This is a genomic window from uncultured Dialister sp., assembly GCA_900314595.1.
Classification (GTDB): domain Bacteria; phylum Bacillota; class Negativicutes; order Veillonellales; family Dialisteraceae; genus Dialister.
Genome location: OMVW01000004.1, coordinates 60,733 through 80,390, shown reverse-complemented (window position 1 = coordinate 80,390; position 19,658 = coordinate 60,733). Strand labels below are relative to the sequence as shown.

17 protein-coding genes and 1 tRNA gene are annotated in these 19,658 nt (G+C 49.0%); 2 read left to right on the top strand and 16 right to left on the bottom strand.

Annotated elements, in window-relative coordinates:
* Window positions 1-3 precede the first annotated feature (3 nt).
* The 3 genes from rpoB to QZN42_RS02990 form a co-directional block, all read right to left on the bottom strand.
* Window positions 4-3,804, bottom strand: coding sequence for a DNA-directed RNA polymerase subunit beta (gene rpoB, locus QZN42_RS03000; protein WP_296954246.1), 3,801 nt, complete (start codon window positions 3,802-3,804; stop codon window positions 4-6).
* A gap of 450 nt (window positions 3,805-4,254) precedes the next feature.
* Window positions 4,255-7,683 (bottom strand): pyruvate carboxylase, encoded by a 3,429-nt coding sequence (locus QZN42_RS02995; protein ID WP_296954245.1) that lies wholly within the window; start codon window positions 7,681-7,683, stop codon window positions 4,255-4,257.
* Between the two features lie 460 nt (window positions 7,684-8,143).
* Window positions 8,144-9,100, bottom strand: a complete 957-nt coding sequence (locus QZN42_RS02990) for a lactate/malate family dehydrogenase (protein WP_296954264.1) — start codon at window positions 9,098-9,100, stop codon at window positions 8,144-8,146.
* A 407-nt stretch (window positions 9,101-9,507) separates the two neighbouring features.
* Between QZN42_RS02990 and mscL the strand changes: the two genes are divergently transcribed.
* Window positions 9,508-9,939: a large conductance mechanosensitive channel protein MscL gene (gene mscL / locus QZN42_RS02985; RefSeq protein WP_296954244.1), complete on the top strand. Its 432-nt coding sequence runs from the start codon at window positions 9,508-9,510 to the stop codon at window positions 9,937-9,939.
* A 761-nt stretch (window positions 9,940-10,700) separates the two neighbouring features.
* On the opposite strand, the gene rd is transcribed toward mscL, so the two are convergent.
* Window positions 10,701-10,865 carry a rubredoxin gene (gene rd / locus QZN42_RS02980; RefSeq protein WP_296954243.1) on the bottom strand — a complete coding sequence of 55 codons (165 nt, stop codon included), beginning with the start codon at window positions 10,863-10,865 and terminating at the stop codon, window positions 10,701-10,703.
* A 345-nt stretch (window positions 10,866-11,210) separates the two neighbouring features.
* On the opposite strand from rd, the gene QZN42_RS02975 reads away from it, so the two are divergent.
* Window positions 11,211-12,380: an iron-containing alcohol dehydrogenase gene (locus QZN42_RS02975; RefSeq protein WP_296954242.1), complete on the top strand. Its 1,170-nt coding sequence runs from the start codon at window positions 11,211-11,213 to the stop codon at window positions 12,378-12,380.
* 219 nt (window positions 12,381-12,599) lie between these two features.
* Here the strand turns inward: QZN42_RS02975 and QZN42_RS02970 are convergent.
* The 12 genes from QZN42_RS02970 to QZN42_RS02915 form a co-directional block, all read right to left on the bottom strand.
* A tRNA-Leu gene (locus QZN42_RS02970) sits at window positions 12,600-12,683 on the bottom strand.
* A 175-nt stretch (window positions 12,684-12,858) separates the two neighbouring features.
* On the bottom strand, window positions 12,859-13,596 hold the full coding sequence (locus QZN42_RS02965) for a YebC/PmpR family DNA-binding transcriptional regulator (RefSeq protein ID WP_296954241.1): 738 nt from the start codon (window positions 13,594-13,596) through the stop codon (window positions 12,859-12,861).
* A gap of 1 nt (window position 13,597) precedes the next feature.
* Window positions 13,598-14,179, bottom strand: coding sequence for an RNA methyltransferase (locus QZN42_RS02960; RefSeq protein ID WP_296954240.1), 582 nt, complete (start codon window positions 14,177-14,179; stop codon window positions 13,598-13,600).
* Window position 14,180: 1 nt separating this feature from the next.
* Window positions 14,181-14,927: a tRNA (guanosine(37)-N1)-methyltransferase TrmD gene (gene trmD, locus QZN42_RS02955; protein ID WP_296954239.1), complete on the bottom strand. Its 747-nt coding sequence runs from the start codon at window positions 14,925-14,927 to the stop codon at window positions 14,181-14,183.
* 22 nt (window positions 14,928-14,949) lie between these two features.
* Window positions 14,950-15,447 carry a ribosome maturation factor RimM gene (gene rimM, locus QZN42_RS02950; protein ID WP_296954263.1) on the bottom strand — a complete coding sequence of 166 codons (498 nt, stop codon included), beginning with the start codon at window positions 15,445-15,447 and terminating at the stop codon, window positions 14,950-14,952.
* A gap of 1 nt (window position 15,448) precedes the next feature.
* Window positions 15,449-15,856, bottom strand: coding sequence for a YlqD family protein (locus tag QZN42_RS02945; RefSeq protein ID WP_296954238.1), 408 nt, complete (start codon window positions 15,854-15,856; stop codon window positions 15,449-15,451).
* Window positions 15,857-15,867: 11 nt separating this feature from the next.
* Complete coding sequence (locus tag QZN42_RS02940) at window positions 15,868-16,095, bottom strand: KH domain-containing protein (protein WP_296954237.1); 228 nt, start codon at window positions 16,093-16,095, stop codon at window positions 15,868-15,870.
* A 12-nt stretch (window positions 16,096-16,107) separates the two neighbouring features.
* A complete protein-coding gene (gene rpsP, locus QZN42_RS02935) occupies window positions 16,108-16,371 on the bottom strand; it encodes a 30S ribosomal protein S16 (protein ID WP_296954236.1) in 264 nt (87 codons plus the stop codon).
* Between the two features lie 30 nt (window positions 16,372-16,401).
* The gene (ffh, locus tag QZN42_RS02930) at window positions 16,402-17,784 is read right to left on the bottom strand and encodes a signal recognition particle protein (protein WP_296954235.1); all 1,383 of its coding nucleotides are present in this window, start codon (window positions 17,782-17,784) and stop codon (window positions 16,402-16,404) included.
* A 10-nt stretch (window positions 17,785-17,794) separates the two neighbouring features.
* Complete coding sequence (gene ylxM / locus QZN42_RS02925) at window positions 17,795-18,118, bottom strand: YlxM family DNA-binding protein (RefSeq protein WP_296954234.1); 324 nt, start codon at window positions 18,116-18,118, stop codon at window positions 17,795-17,797.
* Between the two features lie 223 nt (window positions 18,119-18,341).
* A complete protein-coding gene (locus tag QZN42_RS02920; protein ID WP_296954233.1) occupies window positions 18,342-18,791 on the bottom strand; it encodes a DUF340 domain-containing protein in 450 nt (149 codons plus the stop codon).
* Complete coding sequence (locus QZN42_RS02915; RefSeq protein ID WP_296954232.1) at window positions 18,788-19,648, bottom strand: DUF3100 domain-containing protein; 861 nt, start codon at window positions 19,646-19,648, stop codon at window positions 18,788-18,790. Before QZN42_RS02915 ends, QZN42_RS02920 begins: the two co-directional genes overlap by 4 nt.
* Between the last annotated feature and the right edge of the window lie 10 nt (window positions 19,649-19,658).

Genomic DNA, 19,658 nt, shown 5'->3' with positions numbered 1-19,658 from the left:
CGGTTATTCGTCCTGGCCGTCAGTACGGCTCATTTCCATATTCATGTCTTCTTCACCAAAGCCGGCTTCTTCATCCATGGGAGCGTTGACTTCTGCTTCCAGTGTATCATTGAAGGAAGCGACATCATCACTGCCTGCTTCTTCGCCGCCGTTCATGGAGCTTTCCATAGCGTTTCTGGATTCGGTCACAGCAGATTCGCCTTCCATAGCTTCTTTGACGTCTTCTCTGCGCCAGCGTTCTCCGCCACCGCCATAGCCCTGTTCAAGGTCGCTTTCATCCAGTTCTTTCAGGACGACTTCGTCGCCATTTTCGTTGAGGATACGGACATCGAGGCCAATGGACTGGAGTTCCTTCATCAGTACTTTGAAAGATTCCGGAACGCCCGGGCTCGGAATATTTTCGCCCTTGACGATCTTTTCATATGCCTTTACACGACCAATGACATCATCGGACTTCACGGTCAGGATTTCCTGCAGGGTGTAAGCCGCGCCGTATGCTTCCAGTGCCCAGACTTCCATTTCACCGAAGCGCTGGCCGCCGAACTGTGCCTTGCCGCCCAGAGGCTGCTGGGTAACGAGGGAGTATGGACCGGTAGAACGGGCATGAATCTTATCATCGACAAGGTGATGGAGTTTCAGCATGTATTTCCAGCCGATAGTGACCTGATTGTCCAGTTTTTCACCGGTACGTCCGTCATAAAGGTCGGTCTTTGCGTTTGCCGGGAGGCCTGCTGCCTTAAGTGTAGCTGCCAGGTCTTCATCGCGGCAGCCATCGAATACCGGGGTCGCGATGTGGATGCCCGATTCGGTCGGTTCAGGCATGCCGTATTTATCGAAATCATAGCCGCAGTCGATGAGGCGCTGCTTCATTTCTTCATATTTATCCTGGTCTTTCATGGCTTCGTGAATTTCTTCACCCAGCATGTGGCAGGCCCAGGAGAGATGAATTTCCAGGATCTGGCCGATATTCATTCGGGATGGTACGCCCAGAGGATTGAGTACGAGGTCTACCGGACGTCCATCGGGAGTAAACGGCATATCTTCTACAGGAAGGATTCTGGAGCATACGCACTTGTTTCCGTGACGACCGGCCATTTTATCGCCTTCACGAATCTTTCGTTTCTGTGCGATGTATACGACGATCTGCTGGTTGACGCCCGGAGGAAGTTCGTTTCCATTCGGATCTCCGCGGGTGAATCTCTTGACTTCAATGACTTTGCCAAATTCGCCATGAGGAACACGCAGGGAGGTATCGCGGACTTCTCTTTCCTTATCACCAAAGATAGCGCGCAGAAGTCTTTCTTCAGGAGTGAGCTCGGTTTCACCTTTCGGGGTGACTTTGCCGACAAGGATATCTCCCGGTCTGACATCGGCACCTACCATGATGACTCCGTCTTCATCCAGGTATTTCACTGCATCTTCAGAAACGGATGGAAGTTCACGGGTAATGGATTCTTCACCCAGTTTTGTATCGCGGGCATCGCATTGATGTTCTTCAATGTGGATGGAGGTATAAAGGTCATCCTTGCAGAGACGTTCAGAAATCAGAACAGCATCTTCGTGGTTGTACCCTTCCCAGGATACAAAGGCAACGAGCACATTATGGCCGAGGGCCAGTTCTCCCTGGTCGGTAGCCATGCCATCAGCCAGAGTAGCTCCTGCTTCGACACGTTCACCGTTGGATACGCATGGACGCTGGTTAATACAGGTCGACTGGTTGGAGCGCTTGAATTTAATCAGTTCATAAGTATCCAGTTCACCATTATCTGCGCGGACAAGAATCTTATTTCCTGTGACGTGTTCAACAATACCACCGCGTTTGGCAAGGATGCAGACTCCGGAGTCCTGTCCGGCTACCCATTCCATACCGGTTCCGACAAGCGGTGCTTCCGGGCGGAGCAGCGGCACCGCCTGGCGCTGCATATTCGCACCCATGAGGGCACGGTTTGTGTCATCGTGTTCGAGGAACGGGATAAGGGATGTACCGATGGAAACGACCTGTTTTGGAGATACGTCCATGAGGTCTACTTCTTCCGGTTCTGCTTCCAGTACATCCGGACCTCTACGGCTCGCTACATTCTTATGTACGAAATGTCCGTCTTCATCCAGCGGTTCAGAGGCCTGCGCAATGATTTTATCTTCTTCAATATCAGCGGTTACGTACTTGCATTCATCACTAACTGCATGGGTGTCTTTATTGATCAGGCGGTACGGAGTTTCAATCAGGCCGTACTTGTTGATGATACCGTAGTTGGACAGGGAGGAAATCAGGCCGATGTTCGGACCTTCAGGGGTTTCTACCGGACACATACGGCCGTAATGGGAGTAATGAACGTCGCGAACTTCAAACCCTGCGCGTTCACGGGAAAGGCCGCCGGGGCCGAGAGCGGAAAGACGGCGCTTATGGGTCAGTTCAGCCAGCGGATTCGTCTGGTCCATGAACTGTGACAGCTGGGAGGAACCAAAGAATTCCTTGATGGCTGCCACTACGGGGCGGATATTAACGAGGGCCTGCGGGGTCATCTTGTCCTGGTCCTGGGTGGTCATTCTTTCACGAACGACACGTTCCATACGGGTCAGGCCGATACGGAACTGGTTCTGGAGCAGTTCTCCCACGCAGCGGACACGGCGGTTGCCGAGATGATCGATGTCGTCGCTCTTGCCGTAGCCCTGCATCATGTTCAGCAGGTAATCGATGCAGGCAATGATGTCGCACCGTTCAAGAATTCTGTAATTATCTTCACGATTGCCGGAAGAACAGATGACTTTGACCGGGGTACTGTCATCTTTCTGGGTCATCACTTCCACCTGGTCGAAGGAAGAGAATACGCCGCTTTCCTCAATCTTTGCAATGGCTTCATCATCGATGGTGGCATTACCCTCGATGACAACTTCACCGGTTTCCTGATTAACAATGGGTCCTTCAGTCTTGTGGCCGCGGAGGCGGTTCTTCCAGGCCAGCTTCTTGTTCAGCTTGTAGCGGCCTACCTTTGCCAGATCGTAACGGCGGGGATCATAGAAGAAATTATTCAGGAGTGTAGTACCGCTTTCTTCGGTAGCCGGTTCGCCCGGGCGCAGCTTATGGTAAATTTCAATAAGCGCGGTCTTGCGGTCAGTAGTATTATCCTTCTTCAGAGTTTCAATGATGTGGATATCGTGGTTAAAAAGTTCCAGAATTTCATCATTGGAGGAATATCCGAGCGCGCGGACAAGCACGGTAACCGGCATCTTGCGGTTACGATCGATGCGGACGGAAATGGAGCCGGACGGATCAGACTCCAGTTCGATCCAGGCGCCGCGGTTCGGAATCAGCTGGGCACTGTAGATTTCCTTATCAAAGGCATCTCTTTCTTTTTTGTAGTACACGCCGGGAGAACGGACCAGCTGGGATACGATGACACGTTCTGCACCATTGATAACGAACGTACCGGTATCGGTCATAATCGGGAAGTCTCCCATGAAGAGATCCTGTTCCTTTAGTTCACCGGTTTCCTTGTTCTGGAGGCAGACATTGACATAGAGAGGCGCAGAATAAGTCATATCCTTCTCTTTGCATCTTTCGATGCTGTATTTGCCTTCGCGGAACTCATAATTGCCAAAGTAAAGTGCCCACTTATGTGCACCATCTTCAATTGGCGAAATATCCGCAAATACATCCTTCAACCCTTCCTGGCAGAACCATTCGTAGGATTTGGTCTGCAGGTCGAGCAAATGCGGCATTTTCAGAACTTCCTGTGATCTGGCATAGGTGTATCTTTTCTTCTTACCAATCTGCACAGGTCTGAACATTTTGCTTTTGGGCATTCCTCGCCTCACCCTTTCGTAAAAAAATGACTTTCCGAAAGCTGCAGGGACCTGCATCTTTCTTTCAGCCTATTATATAAATAAATAAAAGAAGGAACGTTGCAAAATAAAATTTTACTACAAGTATAAAATAATTGCAATTGTTTCTTCTTGTTTAACATAAAGAAATATTGAATATCTGTATAACAATATTTTCTTTTATAAAATATTTTATTTGAGCTATAGAAATATTTTTGCGTCAAAAAATCTATTGATTTTTTCATACGCTTTGTTCCAGCGTATTGTAGCATGGTTCGTTTCAAATTGCAAGAGAAGATGAAGTCCTTTATGCCCAATCGGTAATTTTGTAAAGTGAAATCAAAAAAAGATTCATTGTAAGTGATAGAAGAAATATAATAAAAAAGGATATCCGTGCGGGGATATCCTTTTTTATTACATACTACTGGTCATTTATTCAATAACCATCAGCAGATCGCCGGATTCGATTCTCTGGCCCGCCTTGACATGAATTTCAGAAATAATACCGTCAATCGGTGCGGTGATGGTGGTTTCCATCTTCATGGCTTCGGTAACGATGACCGGCTGGCCCTTCTTCACGGAAGCGCCCTTGTCTGCCAGGAGTTTCACTACGGATCCGGAAAGGGTTGCGCCGACTTCCCCCGGTACATCCTTGTCCGCTTTTCTGGAAGTGGTAGCAGATTCAGCTACATGCTTGTCATGAATTTTCAGCTCACGGGGCATACCATTCAGTTCGAACTGGATTTCTCTATTTCCATCGCCGTCCGGCTTGGTGATATTGTCCAGTCTGACAAGAAGCATCTTGCCCGGTTCCACGTTGACCCGGATTTCTTCACCCGGTTTCATGCCGAAGAAGTAAGTCGGGGTATCGAGGATGGAAAGATCGCCATACTTGTGGTAACGTTCTACATAGTCGCTGAACACTTTCGGATAGATGCAATAGGAGGAAACGTCTTCTTCCCTGGTGGGAAGGTGTTTTTCCTTCATTTCCATCTTGACCTGTTCAAAATCTACATTGGCCGGTTTGCTTTCAAGATGAGGTTTCTTGCCGCGAAGAATGATCTGCTGCAGCTTTTCCGGGAAGCCGCCATAGGGGATGCCGAGCTTGCCATCGAAGAATTCAACCACAGACTGCGGGAAATCCAGGGTATCGCCCTTTTCATAAATATCTTCTTCCGTCAGATGGTTCTGCACCATAAAGAGCGTCATATCACCCACCACTTTGGAGGAAGGAGTAACCTTGATCATATCGCCAAAGAGCATGTTGACTCTGGAATACATATGGCATACTTCCGGCCACTGATCGCCAAGACCTACAGCGGTTGCCTGCTGGCGGAGGTTCGAATACTGGCCGCCGGGCATTTCATGCTGATACAGGGTGGTATTCGGGGAAGCCATCTTGGAGTCAACGCCCGCATAGTACGGACGAACGCCCTGCCAATAACGATCGATCGTTTCGAGAGCCTCAATATCAAGTTTCGGCTGGCGCGGATTATTCTGGAGTGCATAGTACATGGCAGTCATGGACGGCTGGCTCGTGCCGTTGGAGAAAGCAGAAGTTGCCACGTCCACGATATCCACACCTGCTTCGGCTGCCTTTGCATAGGTATAAAGGGTGCAGCCGCCGCCTTCATGGCTGTGAAGGTGAACCGGCAGATCCACCGCATCCTTCAGAGCGGATACAAGGACATAGGCCGCTTCCGGTTTCAGAAGGCCTGCCATATCCTTGATGGCAATGATGTTGGCGCCGGCGTTTTTCATTTCTTTTGCCAGGTCAGTGTAATATTTCAGAGAATATTTCTGGCGCTTCGGATCCATGATATCACCGGTATAGCAGAAGCAGGCCTCGGCGATTTTGCCCTTCTTGCGGACTTCATCAATGGATACGATCATGTGAGAAAGCTGGTTCAGGCAGTCAAAGATTCTAAATACGTCAATGCCGTTATCCGCTGCCTGGTCGATGAAGTGACGGACTACATTTTCTGCATAGTTGGTGTAACCGACGGTATTGGCGCCGCGGGTAAGCATCTGGAAGAGGATATTCGGAGCCGCTTCCCTCATCTGGCGCAGGCGGTTCCATGGAGATTCATCAAGGAAACGGTATGCCACGTCGAAAGTCGCGCCGCCCCAGTTTTCGAAGGAGAAAAGCTGCGGCACATGAACGGCGGTATAGTGAATGGCGTTCATGATATCGTGAGTCCTGACACGGGTAGCCAAAAGGGACTGATGAGCATCACGGTAGGTGGTATCCATGAACATGAGCTCTTTCTGATCCATTACCCATTTTGCGAATTTTTCCGGTCCCAGTTCATCAAGGAGCTGTTTGGTACCCCGGGGAGCTTCTTCTTTAGAAGCGTCGAGAGCCGGGAGAGGAACAAAATCCGGTTTATCCTGATGACCGGTACCTGCGTAACCGTTGACAGTGATATCAGCAATGTAGGACAGAAGACGGGTACCGCGGTCAGAAATGAGGTCCGGTTCCTGCAGGAGCCACGGGTTCCTGTCGATGTAGTTGACGTCGCACTTGCCTTCCTGGAAGTCACGGGTGCGAAGCATATTCTGGAGGAAATAAATATTTGTCTTTACGCCGGAAATGCGGAATTCATCAAGGCAGCGGAGCATCTTGTGGATGGTATCCTTCGGATGAAGCGCATGGGCAGTGACTTTGACGAGGAGGGAGTCATAGTATGGGGTGATAACTGCGCCCGTATAAGCGGTGCCTGCATCGAGACGGATACCCGGGCCGCCGCCGCTGCGGTAAGCGATAATCTTGCCGGTATCCGGCATGAAGTTATTCTGCGGATCTTCGGTGGTGATACGGCACTGGATAGCCACGCCTTTGTACCAGATTTCATTCTGCTGCCCGATGGCGATTTTCGGCCCATCGATAGCGTACCCTTCAGCGATAAGGATCTGGCTCTTGACGATATCAACGTCCGTAATCATTTCGGTAACGGTGTGTTCTACCTGGACGCGGGGGTTGACTTCGATGAAATAGAAATCCTTTTCATTCTGGTCTACCAGGAATTCGACAGTACCTGCATTCACATAATGAACATGCTTCATCAGCTTGACAGCCGCATTGCAGATGCGCTGGCGAAGTTCTGCCGGCAGAGACCAGGCCGGAGCCATTTCGATGACCTTCTGGTGGCGGCGCTGAATGGAGCAGTCACGTTCAAAAAGATGAACCACATTGCCATGTTCATCCCCCATAATCTGCACTTCGATGTGCTTTGGATTCATGATGCACTTTTCTACATACAGTTCTTCATCACCAAAAGCCATCTTGGCTTCAGACTTTGCGCGGTCATAGGCATCACGGAGATCTTCCATGCGGTCCACGTTTCTGATGCCGCGTCCGCCGCCGCCATTGACAGCCTTAATCATGATCGGGAATCCGTTCTTTTCGGCAAATTCCTTCACTTCTTCGAAATTCTTTACTGCGCCGTTGGTACCCGGAATCATGGGGATACCGGCTTTGGAAGCAGCGATACGGGAATTCACCTTATCGCCGAACATGATAAGATGTTCCACTTTCGGTCCGATGAATGTGATACCTTCTTCTTCGCAGCGCTTTGCAAGCTTTGCGTTTTCAGCGAGGAACCCGTAACCCGGATGGATGGCATCTACATTATGTTCCTTGCAGATGCGGATGATGTCTTCGATATCCAGATAAGCATCAACCGGCTTATCCCCGGCACCTACCAGGTATGCTTCATCCGCCTTATTGCGGTGAAGGGAAAGAATATCTTCCTTGGAATAAATGGCAACGGTGCGGATGCCCATTTCGTTACAGGCCCGGAAAATACGGATGGCGATTTCGCCTCTGTTGGCCACAAGGACCTTGCGGATGTGTTTCATAAAATCCTCCCTCAAGTTTTCATTGAACTGCCTTCAGGATGTACCGAAAGCGGTAATTCTTATAAACAACACGACATGGTGCCGCGGATGATTTCATTTTACAAAGGGAAATCTGAAAAATCAATAGCCTTTTCTGAATAAGTATAAATTTACCCACCGATTCATAAAAGTAATAGGTACATATTTTGAGATAAAATAATAAGAATTCATTTTATACGATTGTTTATCTATCATTTCGTATATTCATTTATTTTTATTTATTATTTTTCGCCGCAAAGATATCATTTTACCTTTAAATTTATTTATTTTATTTTATTATTTCAAATAATATAAATAAAATTATCGATGTGTAGAATTCATATATTTTTAAATAATTCGATATATTGGGGTATATGAGTTCTCTTTTCCCTGTTTCAATAAAAAAAGCCGCACCGGGAGGTGCAGCTCTTTTCAGGATTCCTTATTCTCCAAGAATCTTGTCGCCTTTTGCAATATTTACGCGGACAGTAGCGATGCATTCTTTGAAGCGCTTCATTTCATTTTCCGGAAGGTTGTATTCCATGACTTCTTCAACGCCATTGATGCCGATCACAGCAGGTACGCCGACAAATACATCCTTTTCGCCATATTCCCCATCCAGCTGGACTGAGCAGGGAAGAATTCTCTTTTCATCATGAAGGATGGTACGTACAAGAGTGGCTCCGGCCGAAGCGATGCCATATTCAGTGCAGAATTTGCCGGAGTAAGTCACCCAGCCGCCTTTAATAGCCTTCTGCTGAATCAGGTCTTTATCGAAAACGAAACGCGGATCTTCTTCCATTTCTGCCAGTGGTTTGCCATAGAAACTCATCTGGGACCATGCCACCATCTGGGCATTGCCATGTTCACCCATCATGAATGCGAAGAATCCGCGGCTGTCGAGGCCGGTAGCTGCAGAAATTTCATGGATGAGACGGGAAGAATCGAGAAGAGTACCGGTACCCATGACGCGTCCTCTCGGAAGTCCGGATTTACGCTGGATCAGGTTGGCAATGACATCGCAGGGATTGGTGATATTAACGAAGATGCCGTTGAAGCCGCCGGCCATCACCTTCGGTACATAATCGGCCACCTGCTTCACGCTGTTTTCCAGTTCATCATCCCGGTTGCCCGTAGCGCAGAGAGTGATATCGCCTACCGCATTGACAATGACATCGCAGTCTTTCAGTCCTGCATAATCTGCCACTTTATATACCGTATGATTCGGCATGTACATCACAGCATCATTCAGATCCTGACACTCACTGATTACCTTGGATTCTTTCAGATCGCAGAGAAGGACTTCGTCGGCAATCCCCATCATTCCCAGACAAAATGCCACGTGAGCGCCTACATGGCCCAATCCTACTACGCCTACTATTCTTTTCTTAGCCATAATTTATCCTCCTTCGACTAAATCACCCATTTTTTTAGAGGGTATTGTCAATACATATAACACATCCTTTATTTCCCTGTCAATCCCCCTGGGGAGGTGGCAGGAAATAGAAGATCATCCTGCGAAATCGTCTTTTACAGCTCTTCGTCGGAAATAAACTTGAAACACCCCTGTCCTGCATGAATGAAGCCCTGTCGACATAAAAGAGACACGCCCTCAGCAGGCCTTTTTCATTCCCCCGCAGTCTGCAGTGCGGAGAAGGGACTCAAAGTCAAGTCTCATTTCATGCCTCAGCTCAAAAAGTAATTTTATACTTTTTCAAAAAGTAGTTGAGTACTCAATAGGAAATATGGTATATTGATATAAATAAAATATTTCTTTTTATAAATAAGAGAAAGGAGTCTTCCCTCATGGGTATGCTCAAAGAATTCAAAGATTTCGCTCTCCGCGGCAACGTGGTAGACATGGCAGTCGGCGTAGTTATCGGCGCTGCTTTCGGTAAAATCGTATCCTCCCTCGTCAGCGACATCATTATGCCGCCGATTGGCGCCGTTCTGGGCGGGATTGATTTCTCCAACCTCTTCATTCCCCTCTCTTCCATTCCGGTAAGCACCCTGGCGGAAGCGAAAGAAGCAGGCGTACCGGTCATTGCTTATGGCTCCTTCATCAATAACGTCATCGACTTCCTCATCGTCGCATTTGCAATTTTCCTCTGCATCAAGCAGATCAACCACTTCTTCCCGAAAGCACCGGCCAAAGAACCGAGAAAATGCCCCTACTGCAAAGAAGTCATTGCTGATGATGCTACCCGCTGCCCGCACTGCACCGCAGAACTGAAGTAAGAATTGAGGCAATTGACGAATTAACGGTCTTTCCCATTCAGGATTTTCGTTATTCGTGATTCGTTGTTCGATAACGATTGCCCGCCAAAAACAGGAAAAGACGCCCCTCATCGGACGTCTTTTTTTGATTATTACTTTCAGAAATACGAATCCCCCAGTCTGTGCAAAGTCCCCATACAAAAATTGCGGTTCAACAGAGCCGCCACCTTCACGAAGAACGAACAACGAATCACGAAGAACGATTACCACAAATGACAATAACCGATAAAACGCTGAATGCGCCCATATAAAATGCGGCTCGCCAGAGCAGCAACCTTTACGGACCACGGACCACGATTCACGAATCACGAGCAGCACTATGTCTGCTCTATCATAAGAATGCCGGTTGACACAAGCCCCACGTCTAAAGCCTCCCTTGCGGGAGGCTTCTTTTGGAGACGTTGGATTGTGTAGAAAGATTGGTAACAATGAGCGGAATCACCACGGCCAATGGTGATTTCCTTTTTGTTTACGACTATAGGATACACCTTTGTTCTTATATTGTCAAGCTGTTTTCTTTTGAAAAATAACAATTATTTACAATCATTTTTCCTATTATGTCCTTCAACAGATTCCTGTAATCCATATCTCCTGCCTCTACAGAATCCCGGGATATCGGCTTCACATCAGTGATACATCGTCCTGCATGCATCAGGGTGATATCCGCTTTCTGTTTTCGTCAAAAGAAAAACCGGCCTGAAAGCCGGCTTTTCGATTACGGATTATTCTTCAAGGACTTCGAATTCCTCTTTCGGAGCGCCGCACATGGGGCAGATGTAATCTTCCGGAAGATCTTCAAATTTGGTGCCCGGTTCGATGCCGTTATCCGGATCACCTAAGGCTTCATCATAAATCCATCCACAGATTTTGCATACGTATTTTTTCATAACACGCCTCCATTTGCCTGCATGGCAGGACTTAATATGGCTTGCTGCCATTGATTTTCTCCATTATATCATATTTATCACCGAGTGCCGCTTCAGATTGGAAATTTTCGATTCTCATTCTTTATTAATGTTTGCTATTGATTTCAGGTATAGATATTACCGAATTTTTACTATATGCATTTTAGTTATTTCTAATCTTTACCTATATCAAACAGGAATGAGTCTACCCTTCTTCGAGAAATTACGATATAATATAGATGGAAAAAGTCAATAAGGAAAGACCCTGAAGTCCTGGGGAGCAGGCCGCTCTTTCCCGAATTTATTTTAAAGAAGGAGGAGATTCGAATGTTCCGTTTTACATTGCCCAGAGATATTTACGTCGGTTATGGAGCTATTGAAAAACTTTCAGTCCTGAAGGGCCATAAAAAGGCTTTCATCTGCACCGGCGGCCATTCCATGCGCCGCGGCGGTTTCCTGGATAAGGTAGAAAACACTTTGCACAGCGCGGGTATTGAGACCCGCACCATGGAAGGCATCGAACCGGACCCGTCCATCGAGAAGGTCAGGGAAGGTGCCGCCCTCATGGATGAATTCAAGCCCGATGTGATTGTGGCCATCGGCGGCGGTTCTCCGATTGATGCAGCCAAGGCCATGTGGATTTTCTATGAATATCCGGAAATCACTTTCGATGAAATCAAGACTCCCTTCTCTCTCCCGCCTCTCAGAAATAAGGCAATTTTCGTAGCCATCCCTTCTACTTCGGGGACTGCTACTGAGGTGACTGCTTTCTCTGTCATCACCGATTATTCTACCGGCATCAAGTATCCGCTGGCCGATTTCAATCTCACCCCGGACCTTGCCATCCTGGACCTGGATATCCCGCTCACCATGCCTCCCAAGCTTACTGCCCATACCGGTATGGATGCCCTGACCCATGCGACTGAAGCCTATGTTTCCACGGAAGCCAATGGTTTCACGGATCCTCTGGCCAAGCAGGCGGTGTCCGATATTTTCGACAATATTCTTGAATCCTATCATGGTGACAAAGAGGCCAGAGGCAAAATGCACATCGCCCAGTGCCTGGCAGGTATGGCCTTCTCCAACGGTCTCCTCGGTATCACGCATTCCCTGGCCCACAAGATTGGCGCAGTCTTCCACATCCCCCACGGCTGTGCAAATGCCATCCTCCTGCCTTATGTCATCCAGTTCAATAAGAAAGCCTGCATGACACGCTATGCCGATCTGGCCAGAGTCGCCGGCCTTCCGGGCCGCACCGATGCCCAGCTGGTGCTCTCTTATGAAGAGGCCATCCGCGAACTGGACAGGAAGCTTTCCATCCCGCTGTCCCTGAAAGATTACGGTATCGATGAAAAGCTTTATCTTGAACACAAAGATGCCATTGCCGCCAATGCGGAGCTCGATGCGTGCACGCCGGAAAATCCGAGAAAAGCGGATGCCGAAGCTCTCGGAAAGATTCTTGAATGCGCTTACTATGGGAAGACTGTTAATTTCTGAACGTTTGGCAATTAGCAGTCAGCCGTTAGCAGTTAGATAAGAAGGAGCAGCAGGACCCATTTTCTGCTGCTCTTTTCATTGAAATAAAAATTCACCAGTAGACTGTATCTCTATAAAAACCCGCGGCCCGTCAGGCCGCCTCCTTCACTTACCACTTTCCACTTATCACTTTTACGAAATATAAAAGACCGCAAAACAGCGTCTGTTCCGCGGTCAGCATGGTGCGAGCGAAGGGACTCGAACCCTTATGCATAAAGCGCAGGATCCTAAATCCTGTGCGTCTACCAGTTCCGCCACGCTCGCATGATTATTTTATTATATAAGACCGAATGGGGATGGTCAATAGGGGTATTCAGGGTTATGTTTCGGAAACGGCAGCCCGGATTTCAAAACCCGAAAAATAAATTTCTCTCAGATATGATTATTTCCATCAAAAAAGACATCCCGTCAGGAGATGTCTTTTTATCAACGAAAAGAATTATTCTTCTTCGTCTTCCGGAAGTTCTGCGTTGGTGTACACTTCCTGTACATCGTCCAGTTCTTCCAGTTCGCCGGTGAGGTGATTCATGGTTTCTGCTGCATCGCCTTCCAGCTTGACGTAGGTATCCGGAACCATAGCGACTTCAGATGCTTCTGCTTCGATGCCTTCTTTTTCGAGGGCTTCGGAAACGGTGAGGAAGTCTTCCGGAGTGGTGGTGATTTCGTAGCTGTCTTCGTTGGATGCCACGTCTTCAGCACCTGCGTCGAGAGCTACCATCATGACGGTATCTTCGTCGGCAGCTTCTTTGCTGACGATGATGGAGCCTTTTTTCTTGAACATCCAGGATACGCAGCCCGGGGTTCCTACGGAACCGCCGTGATGAGTAAATGCGTGACGGATGGCAGCGGCTGCCCTGTTTCTGTTATCGGTGTTGCATTCTACGATGACTGCCGCACCACCGGGGCCGTAGCCTTCATAGGTCACTTCATCGAAACCGGCGCCGGATGCTGCGCCTACGCCTTTGGCGATGGCTCTCTGAATATTTTCCTTCGGTACGTTGTTCTGCTTAGCCTTGGTGAGGGCCAGTTTCAGACGCATGTTGCCGACAGGATCTCCGCCGCCCATACGGGCAGCGATGGTAATTTCTTTGGAAATCTTAGTGGTGATTCTTGCGCGGATGGCATCAGTCTTGCCCTTTTTGCGCTTAATGTTTTCCCACTTGGAATGTCCGGACATATTATTCCTCCTTAGTATTCCACCAGGGTTCGCCGAGAAGGCGATCGAGGATGATGGCCACAGCGCTTCTCACGCAGAGGTGATTGTAAGTGCCTGCGCCATAAATTGGTTCCACGATATAATCAAACTGTTTCATCATTTCTTTGGTCATGCCGAAGCCTGTACCGAAGAGGATGAATATGGGTGTATCTTCCTCGTGGATTTTCCTGCGCATTTCTTTGTAGGTAACTGTATTTGGATACACTCTGGCGTCGGTGGTGACAATGGCCGGTTTCTTTCCCGTCTCTTTTTCAATCAGGGAAATGGCGTCTTCAAGGGCCGGGACAAGTTCCGTCTCTTCAAAGGCTTCTTTCCGGTTGGCATTGTAATGAACGCCGCCGCCTGTTTTCCAGTGTGTCATGATGCGGAGAGCCATTTCTCTCTGTGCTTTTACGGGATGCACGATGAAATATTTCTTCACGTCGTAGGTTTTTGCCGTTCTGGCAATATCATGGAGGTCATAATTGGTAAGCGCCGTAGTGACCACTTCCATGTGCTTGTTGTAAATGGGATAGTGGATAAGCCCTATGTATACAGGTGCCAAACTACTCGCCCCTCTCTTCTTCCAATATTTCCGCCATCAGTTTTTTATCTTCTTTGGAAAATTCCTGCCCGTTGAGCAGGTCGGGCCTGCATTTCAAGGTCCGCCGGAGAGCTTCTTTTCTCCTCCATCTGGCAATATTTGCGTGATGGCCGGAAAGGAGCACGTCCGGTACTTTCCACCCATTATATTCAGCCGGTTTCGTGTACTGGGGATACTCGAGAATCGGTTCGTAAAAGGAGTCGGAAGAGGCGCTGCCCGCGTCTCCCAGAACTCCCGGTACCATCCTGGCTACTGCGTCGGATATGACCATGGCGCCCAGTTCGCCGCCGGTCAGGACGTAGTCCCCGATGGAAATCAGTTCATCCGCCAGGTATTCTTCCACCCGGTGGTCCACCCCTTCATAGTGGCCGCAAATCAGGACAAGATGATCATAATCGCGGTAAAGCTCTTTCGCTTTATCCTGATTGAAAGTCTTTCCGGCGGGAGAAAGGAAGATCACCCGGTCTCTTTGACCCTTTTCGGGAAGCACATGATGGCAGGCGTCAAAAAGAGGCTGACACATCATGAGCATGCCTGCTCCGCCCCCGTAGATGGTGTCGTCTACCTGGCGGTGCCGGCTCTTTGTGAAGTCCCTGGGATTGGTAACCGCCATTTCGAGAAGGTTTCCCTCGAGAGCTCTTTTGATGATGCTCTGGTTGAAGAAAGCTTCCAGAAATTCTGGAAACAGGGACAGGATATCAATCTTCACGATGGGCTCCTTTGAATGGGAATCATTCCCACTCCGGCAGGCGCACCGTCATGCGTCCTGCATCGATATCTGTGGAGAGAACGCATGACGGTATGGCCGGAATCAGGATTTCCTTGTGATCTTCGCCTTCAATGACATAGACATTGTTGGCGCCGGTCTCCATGATTTCCTTCAAAGTTCCTACCTTCGTACCGTCTTCCGTAACTACGGCAAGGCCGATGAGCTGGAAATAATAATACGTTCCTTCCGGTCTCTTCGGGAGTTCGCTGAAGGGGACTTCCACGATTTTAGAGACCAGTGTTTCCGCCGTATTCCTGTCATCCACGCCTTCCACATGAAGGATGTAGACATTCTTGTGGGGACGGGCGGATTTCAGGGTATACGGTTTTTCTCCGATATAGATGGTTTTGAGTTTTTTAAAAATCTCCGGCCTGTCCGTATCGGGTAAAATACGCAAATCACCCCGCACACCATGCGGGGCTACGATTCGGCCGACGATTATTTTTTCATCGGGTTTCATATCAGTTACGGAAAGCGATGATCTTTCCGTCTTCAACCAGAATTTCGCCGCCGGTTAAAGCATTCATGTCATCCCCCACATGGATGGTGACAAGGCGGTTCATGGGCTGACGGTTGAGTTCAGCGCCGATGGCAAGTCTTTCGAGGTGATCCTTATCGGAAAGCAGCTTGTCCTTCACCTGCTGCATGCGGGCTTTCTGGGCCTCATACTGCGCGCGAAGGGGTGCTACTGCCTGGATATTGATCTTTGCCTGTTCAGCCAGTTTACCGTTGGCTTCAAATTCCAGCTGTGCCATATCATGTTCGACACGGCTGATATTCTGCCCGATTTCATTGAGCAGAGTGGTCTTCAGCGTCTCGGTGAGCTTGGATTTAACAGCCACCGGTACGAGAATCTGCATTTCTTCCATTGCTGCACCTCTCACATAATATCCACAGCCACTTTGCGGTTTTCACGCAGAGCGCCTGCTTTCACAACCGTGCGGATTGCATTGGCAATGCGGCCTTTTCTGCCGATGACTTTACCCATGTCTTCCGGAGCGACGCGTACCTGGTAAATTTCCAGGCTGCCCTTCTGGACGACAGTGACAGTCACGGCGTCAGGGTTCCTTACGAGAGCCTTGACAAGTGTTTCCACTAATTCTTTCATAGAGGGCCCCCATTATTTCTTTGCTTCTGCAAACTTGGCAAGGATGCCGTTCTTCTTCAGGATGGAACGAACGGTGTCGGTCGGCTGTGCGCCTTTGCCCAGCCAGGAAAGAACCTTTTCTTCATCAATCTTTACCGGAGCATCCAGTTTAGCCGGGTCATACCAGCCGATGGTATCGGTGGGAGCGCCGTTTCTTGCTTCTCTGGAATCGATAACTACGATGCGGTAGAACGGATTCTTCTTTGCGCCCATACGGGTCAGACGAATTTTTAACATTGAAATTTCACCTCCTTGAAATGATCTCGATTATTTATTGAACATCCCGGGGAAACCGGCAAGGCTTCCCAATTTGGATGGATCTAACTTTTTTCCGCCTTTGCCGCCCATTTTGCCTTTCATTTTCTTCATGGTTTTCTGCATTTCGGCAAACTGTTTCATCATGCGGTTTACATCCTGGATCTTCACACCTGCCCCGTTGGCTATACGCTTGCGGCGGCTGCCGTTCAGTATCCTTACGTCCGCCCTTTCTTCAGGGGTCATGGAAAGGATGATGGCTTCTATATGTTTAATTTCTTTTCCGTCAAGGTCAATATCTTTCAGCTGATCCTTGAACTTGCCCATGCCCGGCAGCATGCCGAGAATGGACTGGAAAGAACCGAGTTTTCGTATCTGTTTGAGCTGTTTCAGGAAATCATCCAGCGTGAACTCCCCTTTGCGGAGCTTGCTGGCTGCATCTTTCATAGAGTCTGCATCCATATTCCTCTGGGCTGTCTCGATCAATGTTTCGAGGTCCCCGAGGTCCAGGATTCTTCCTGCCATGCGGTCCGGATGGAAATCTTCCAGTCCGCCGTCCAGTTTTTCAGATACACCGATCATCTTGATCGGCTTGCCGGTGACTGTCTTGATGGAAAGGGCAGCACCGCCTCTGGCATCGCCGTCCATCTTTGTAAGGATGGTCCCGTCAATGCCAAGGTTGTCATCAAAGGCTTTGGCTGTAGTCACTGCATCCTGGCCGGTCATGGAATCCAGGACCAGGAGGATTTCGTGAGGATGAACTTCAGCCTTGATATTTCTAAGTTCCGCCATCAGCTTCTCATCAATGGTGAGACGGCCGGCGGTATCGAGAATCAGCACATCCCGGTTGTAGGCCTTTGCGGTATCTACTGCATAACTTGCGATATGGACAGGGTCCACATTGGGAGGCATGCGGTAAACAGGGACATCGGTCTGCTGGCCGAGGACTTCCAGCTGTTTAATAGCTGCCGGACGGTATACGTCGCAGGCTGCCATAATGGGACGATGGCCTTTTTTCTTGAACATCAGTGCCAGCTTGCCAGCGGTCGTCGTCTTACCGGCGCCCTGAAGGCCTACCAGCATGATGATGGTCAGTCCCGAAGGAGAAAGAGTGATCTTGCTCTGGATACCGCCCAGGAGCTCGGTCAGTTCTTCTTTAACGATTTTGATAACGGTCTGGTCCGGCTTCAGGCTGCCAAATACTTCCTCACCCATTGCCTTTTCGCGGACATGGGCGATGAAATCCTTGGCCACCTTGAAGTTGACATCGGCTTCCAGAAGGGCCCGCCGTACTTCACGGAGCGCTCCATCGATATCACTTTCGGAAAGCTTGCCTTTCCCCCGGAGATCCTTGAACGCGGACTGCAGTTTATCGCCTAAACTTTCAAACGGCATATGGTCACCTTCATTCCGACAAAACCTGTAACAACGTTTCGGCCTCTCCCTGCTTTTCAACAGGGATGAGACTCATGAGCTCCCTGGCGGCCTCTTCTTTCTTTTCCCTGAAAGAGACAAGATGAAGGGCTGCCTCATAGGCGAGGAGCGCCTCCTCGCCATGGCGCATGGCATCATGCACCGCCTGACGGGAAATATGGAAATGCTGGGCGATTTCCGCCAGCGTCAGATTTTCATTATAGTATAAGTCAAGGCAGTCTCTCTGCCTTTCCGTCAGAAGTGCTCCGTAACAGTCCAGGAGCTCTCCCTTCCAAACGATATTTTCTATAGACATAGCATCACCACGACGTGAAATATTATACTAGAACTTCAGATGCTTGTCAAGTGACTTTGCTTTACATAATTTTCTGAACTATATTTCCTGTTTTATATGGCAGTTTACCACGTACAGTCCGAAACAGGAAAGGATTTCATATCCGCCATTTGAAATTTTAAAAAATAAAAACAGGAAAACCACCGGTGCGATGGTTTCCCTGTTTCTTATTTTTACCTTATGATCATACCTGTCCAAGGAATGTCAGGATGACCTGCGCGATAACGGCAGAGCCCAGGTAGGTGCCGATGAAGACTACGCAGCTGATGAGCACGATACGCCAGGAGCTGTCTTTGAAGACGTCCAGATCTTTGCAGATGGAGATGCCCGCATAAGCGAGAATCGGTGTACAGAGCTGGAGGAAACCTACATGTTTAACGACAGAATTGACGAAATCAGCGCCGGGGAAGCCCGGGAAGCTGACGATGGTACCCAGGGTAACGACATAAGCTACGGCAGGAATATTTCCCGGAAGGACTTTGGCAAGGACGATCCCCGCAAGAGCAATAAAGACAAGGACGACCATGCCCAGAGCCCCGTCTACCAGGGTATTTTTTGTGCCAATAACATTGGCCACGAGGGAGAGGAGGCCTGTAATGATGAGGGCCAGTGTGATATCAGACAGTTTTGTCATTTTTTATCCCCCTTTTCTTCTGGATTTTCAACTGCATCGGCTGCTTCGCCTTTGCTGAGATCTCTGGTAACCGGAGCCGGCGGATTTTCGCCATATTTAATGCGATAGCATTTCTTGTAGAGCCATTCAGATACCGGCAGGCCCATCCAGATACTCATGTAAAGACCGTCAAGACCGGAGAGCATGTTGGATGCAGCGCCGAAGGCAGCCATATCTCCTGCCATATTCGGATAGAGGGCAGTAAGAGCGCCCACGGAAGCAGTCATCATGGAAGCAGAGCCTACACCGCTGGCCATGGCAAGGGCGAGTGGAGAAAGAGGTGTATAGGTAGCAATGACAGAAGCCATGAGGCCGAAGAAGATGGTGCCGATAACGGTACCGGAAATATATACGCCCATAACGCCCCGGCCTTCGGCAGAGTCAAGGCCGTATCTTTCGCCGATGAGGGCTACGTTCGGTTCACGGGCAATGGAGTGGGCAGCACCGATGGCTTCCCGCTTCAGACCGAGGAATACGGCCAGCGGAATGCCCAGGAAAATGGTACCCAGGTTGCCGAATTCCTGAAGGATCAGGGCCGGGGATGCGGCGAGAATCTTCGGAAGGGTCGGTCCTACAAGAGTACCGTAGCGGGCCATGAGGAGCATCAGGGTAACACCCAGTAGACTCCCGGCTGCCTTGATTTCTTTATCTGTGGAAATTTTTGTGAAACGGGGCGCAGTGAGTACGCCGAGGATAAGCGCATACATCATAGGCAGGAGGACGATTTTCCCAATGCCTACGTTGAATACGTAGGTGCCGATAAATTCGGATACGATGACCAGCACCAGGACTGTGATATGAAGCCTGAGGTCTTTCATAATTTTTCTC

Coding starts and splice junctions, on each gene's coding strand:
- rpoB (WP_296954246.1), bottom strand. CDS start 3,804: ATGCCCAAAAGCAAAATGTTCAGACCTGTGCAGATTGGTAAGAAGAAA.
- QZN42_RS02995 (WP_296954245.1), bottom strand. CDS start 7,683: ATGAAACACATCCGCAAGGTCCTTGTGGCCAACAGAGGCGAAATCGCC.
- mscL (WP_296954244.1), top strand. CDS start 9,508: ATGGGTATGCTCAAAGAATTCAAAGATTTCGCTCTCCGCGGCAACGTG.
- rd (WP_296954243.1), bottom strand. CDS start 10,865: ATGAAAAAATACGTATGCAAAATCTGTGGATGGATTTATGATGAAGCC.
- QZN42_RS02975 (WP_296954242.1), top strand. CDS start 11,211: ATGTTCCGTTTTACATTGCCCAGAGATATTTACGTCGGTTATGGAGCT.
- QZN42_RS02965 (WP_296954241.1), bottom strand. CDS start 13,596: ATGTCCGGACATTCCAAGTGGGAAAACATTAAGCGCAAAAAGGGCAAG.
- rimM (WP_296954263.1), bottom strand. CDS start 15,447: ATGAAACCCGATGAAAAAATAATCGTCGGCCGAATCGTAGCCCCGCAT.
- QZN42_RS02945 (WP_296954238.1), bottom strand. CDS start 15,856: ATGGAAGAAATGCAGATTCTCGTACCGGTGGCTGTTAAATCCAAGCTC.
- QZN42_RS02940 (WP_296954237.1), bottom strand. CDS start 16,095: ATGAAAGAATTAGTGGAAACACTTGTCAAGGCTCTCGTAAGGAACCCT.
- rpsP (WP_296954236.1), bottom strand. CDS start 16,371: ATGTTAAAAATTCGTCTGACCCGTATGGGCGCAAAGAAGAATCCGTTC.
- ffh (WP_296954235.1), bottom strand. CDS start 17,784: ATGCCGTTTGAAAGTTTAGGCGATAAACTGCAGTCCGCGTTCAAGGAT.
- ylxM (WP_296954234.1), bottom strand. CDS start 18,118: ATGTCTATAGAAAATATCGTTTGGAAGGGAGAGCTCCTGGACTGTTAC.
- QZN42_RS02920 (WP_296954233.1), bottom strand. CDS start 18,791: ATGACAAAACTGTCTGATATCACACTGGCCCTCATCATTACAGGCCTC.
- QZN42_RS02915 (WP_296954232.1), bottom strand. CDS start 19,648: ATGAAAGACCTCAGGCTTCATATCACAGTCCTGGTGCTGGTCATCGTA.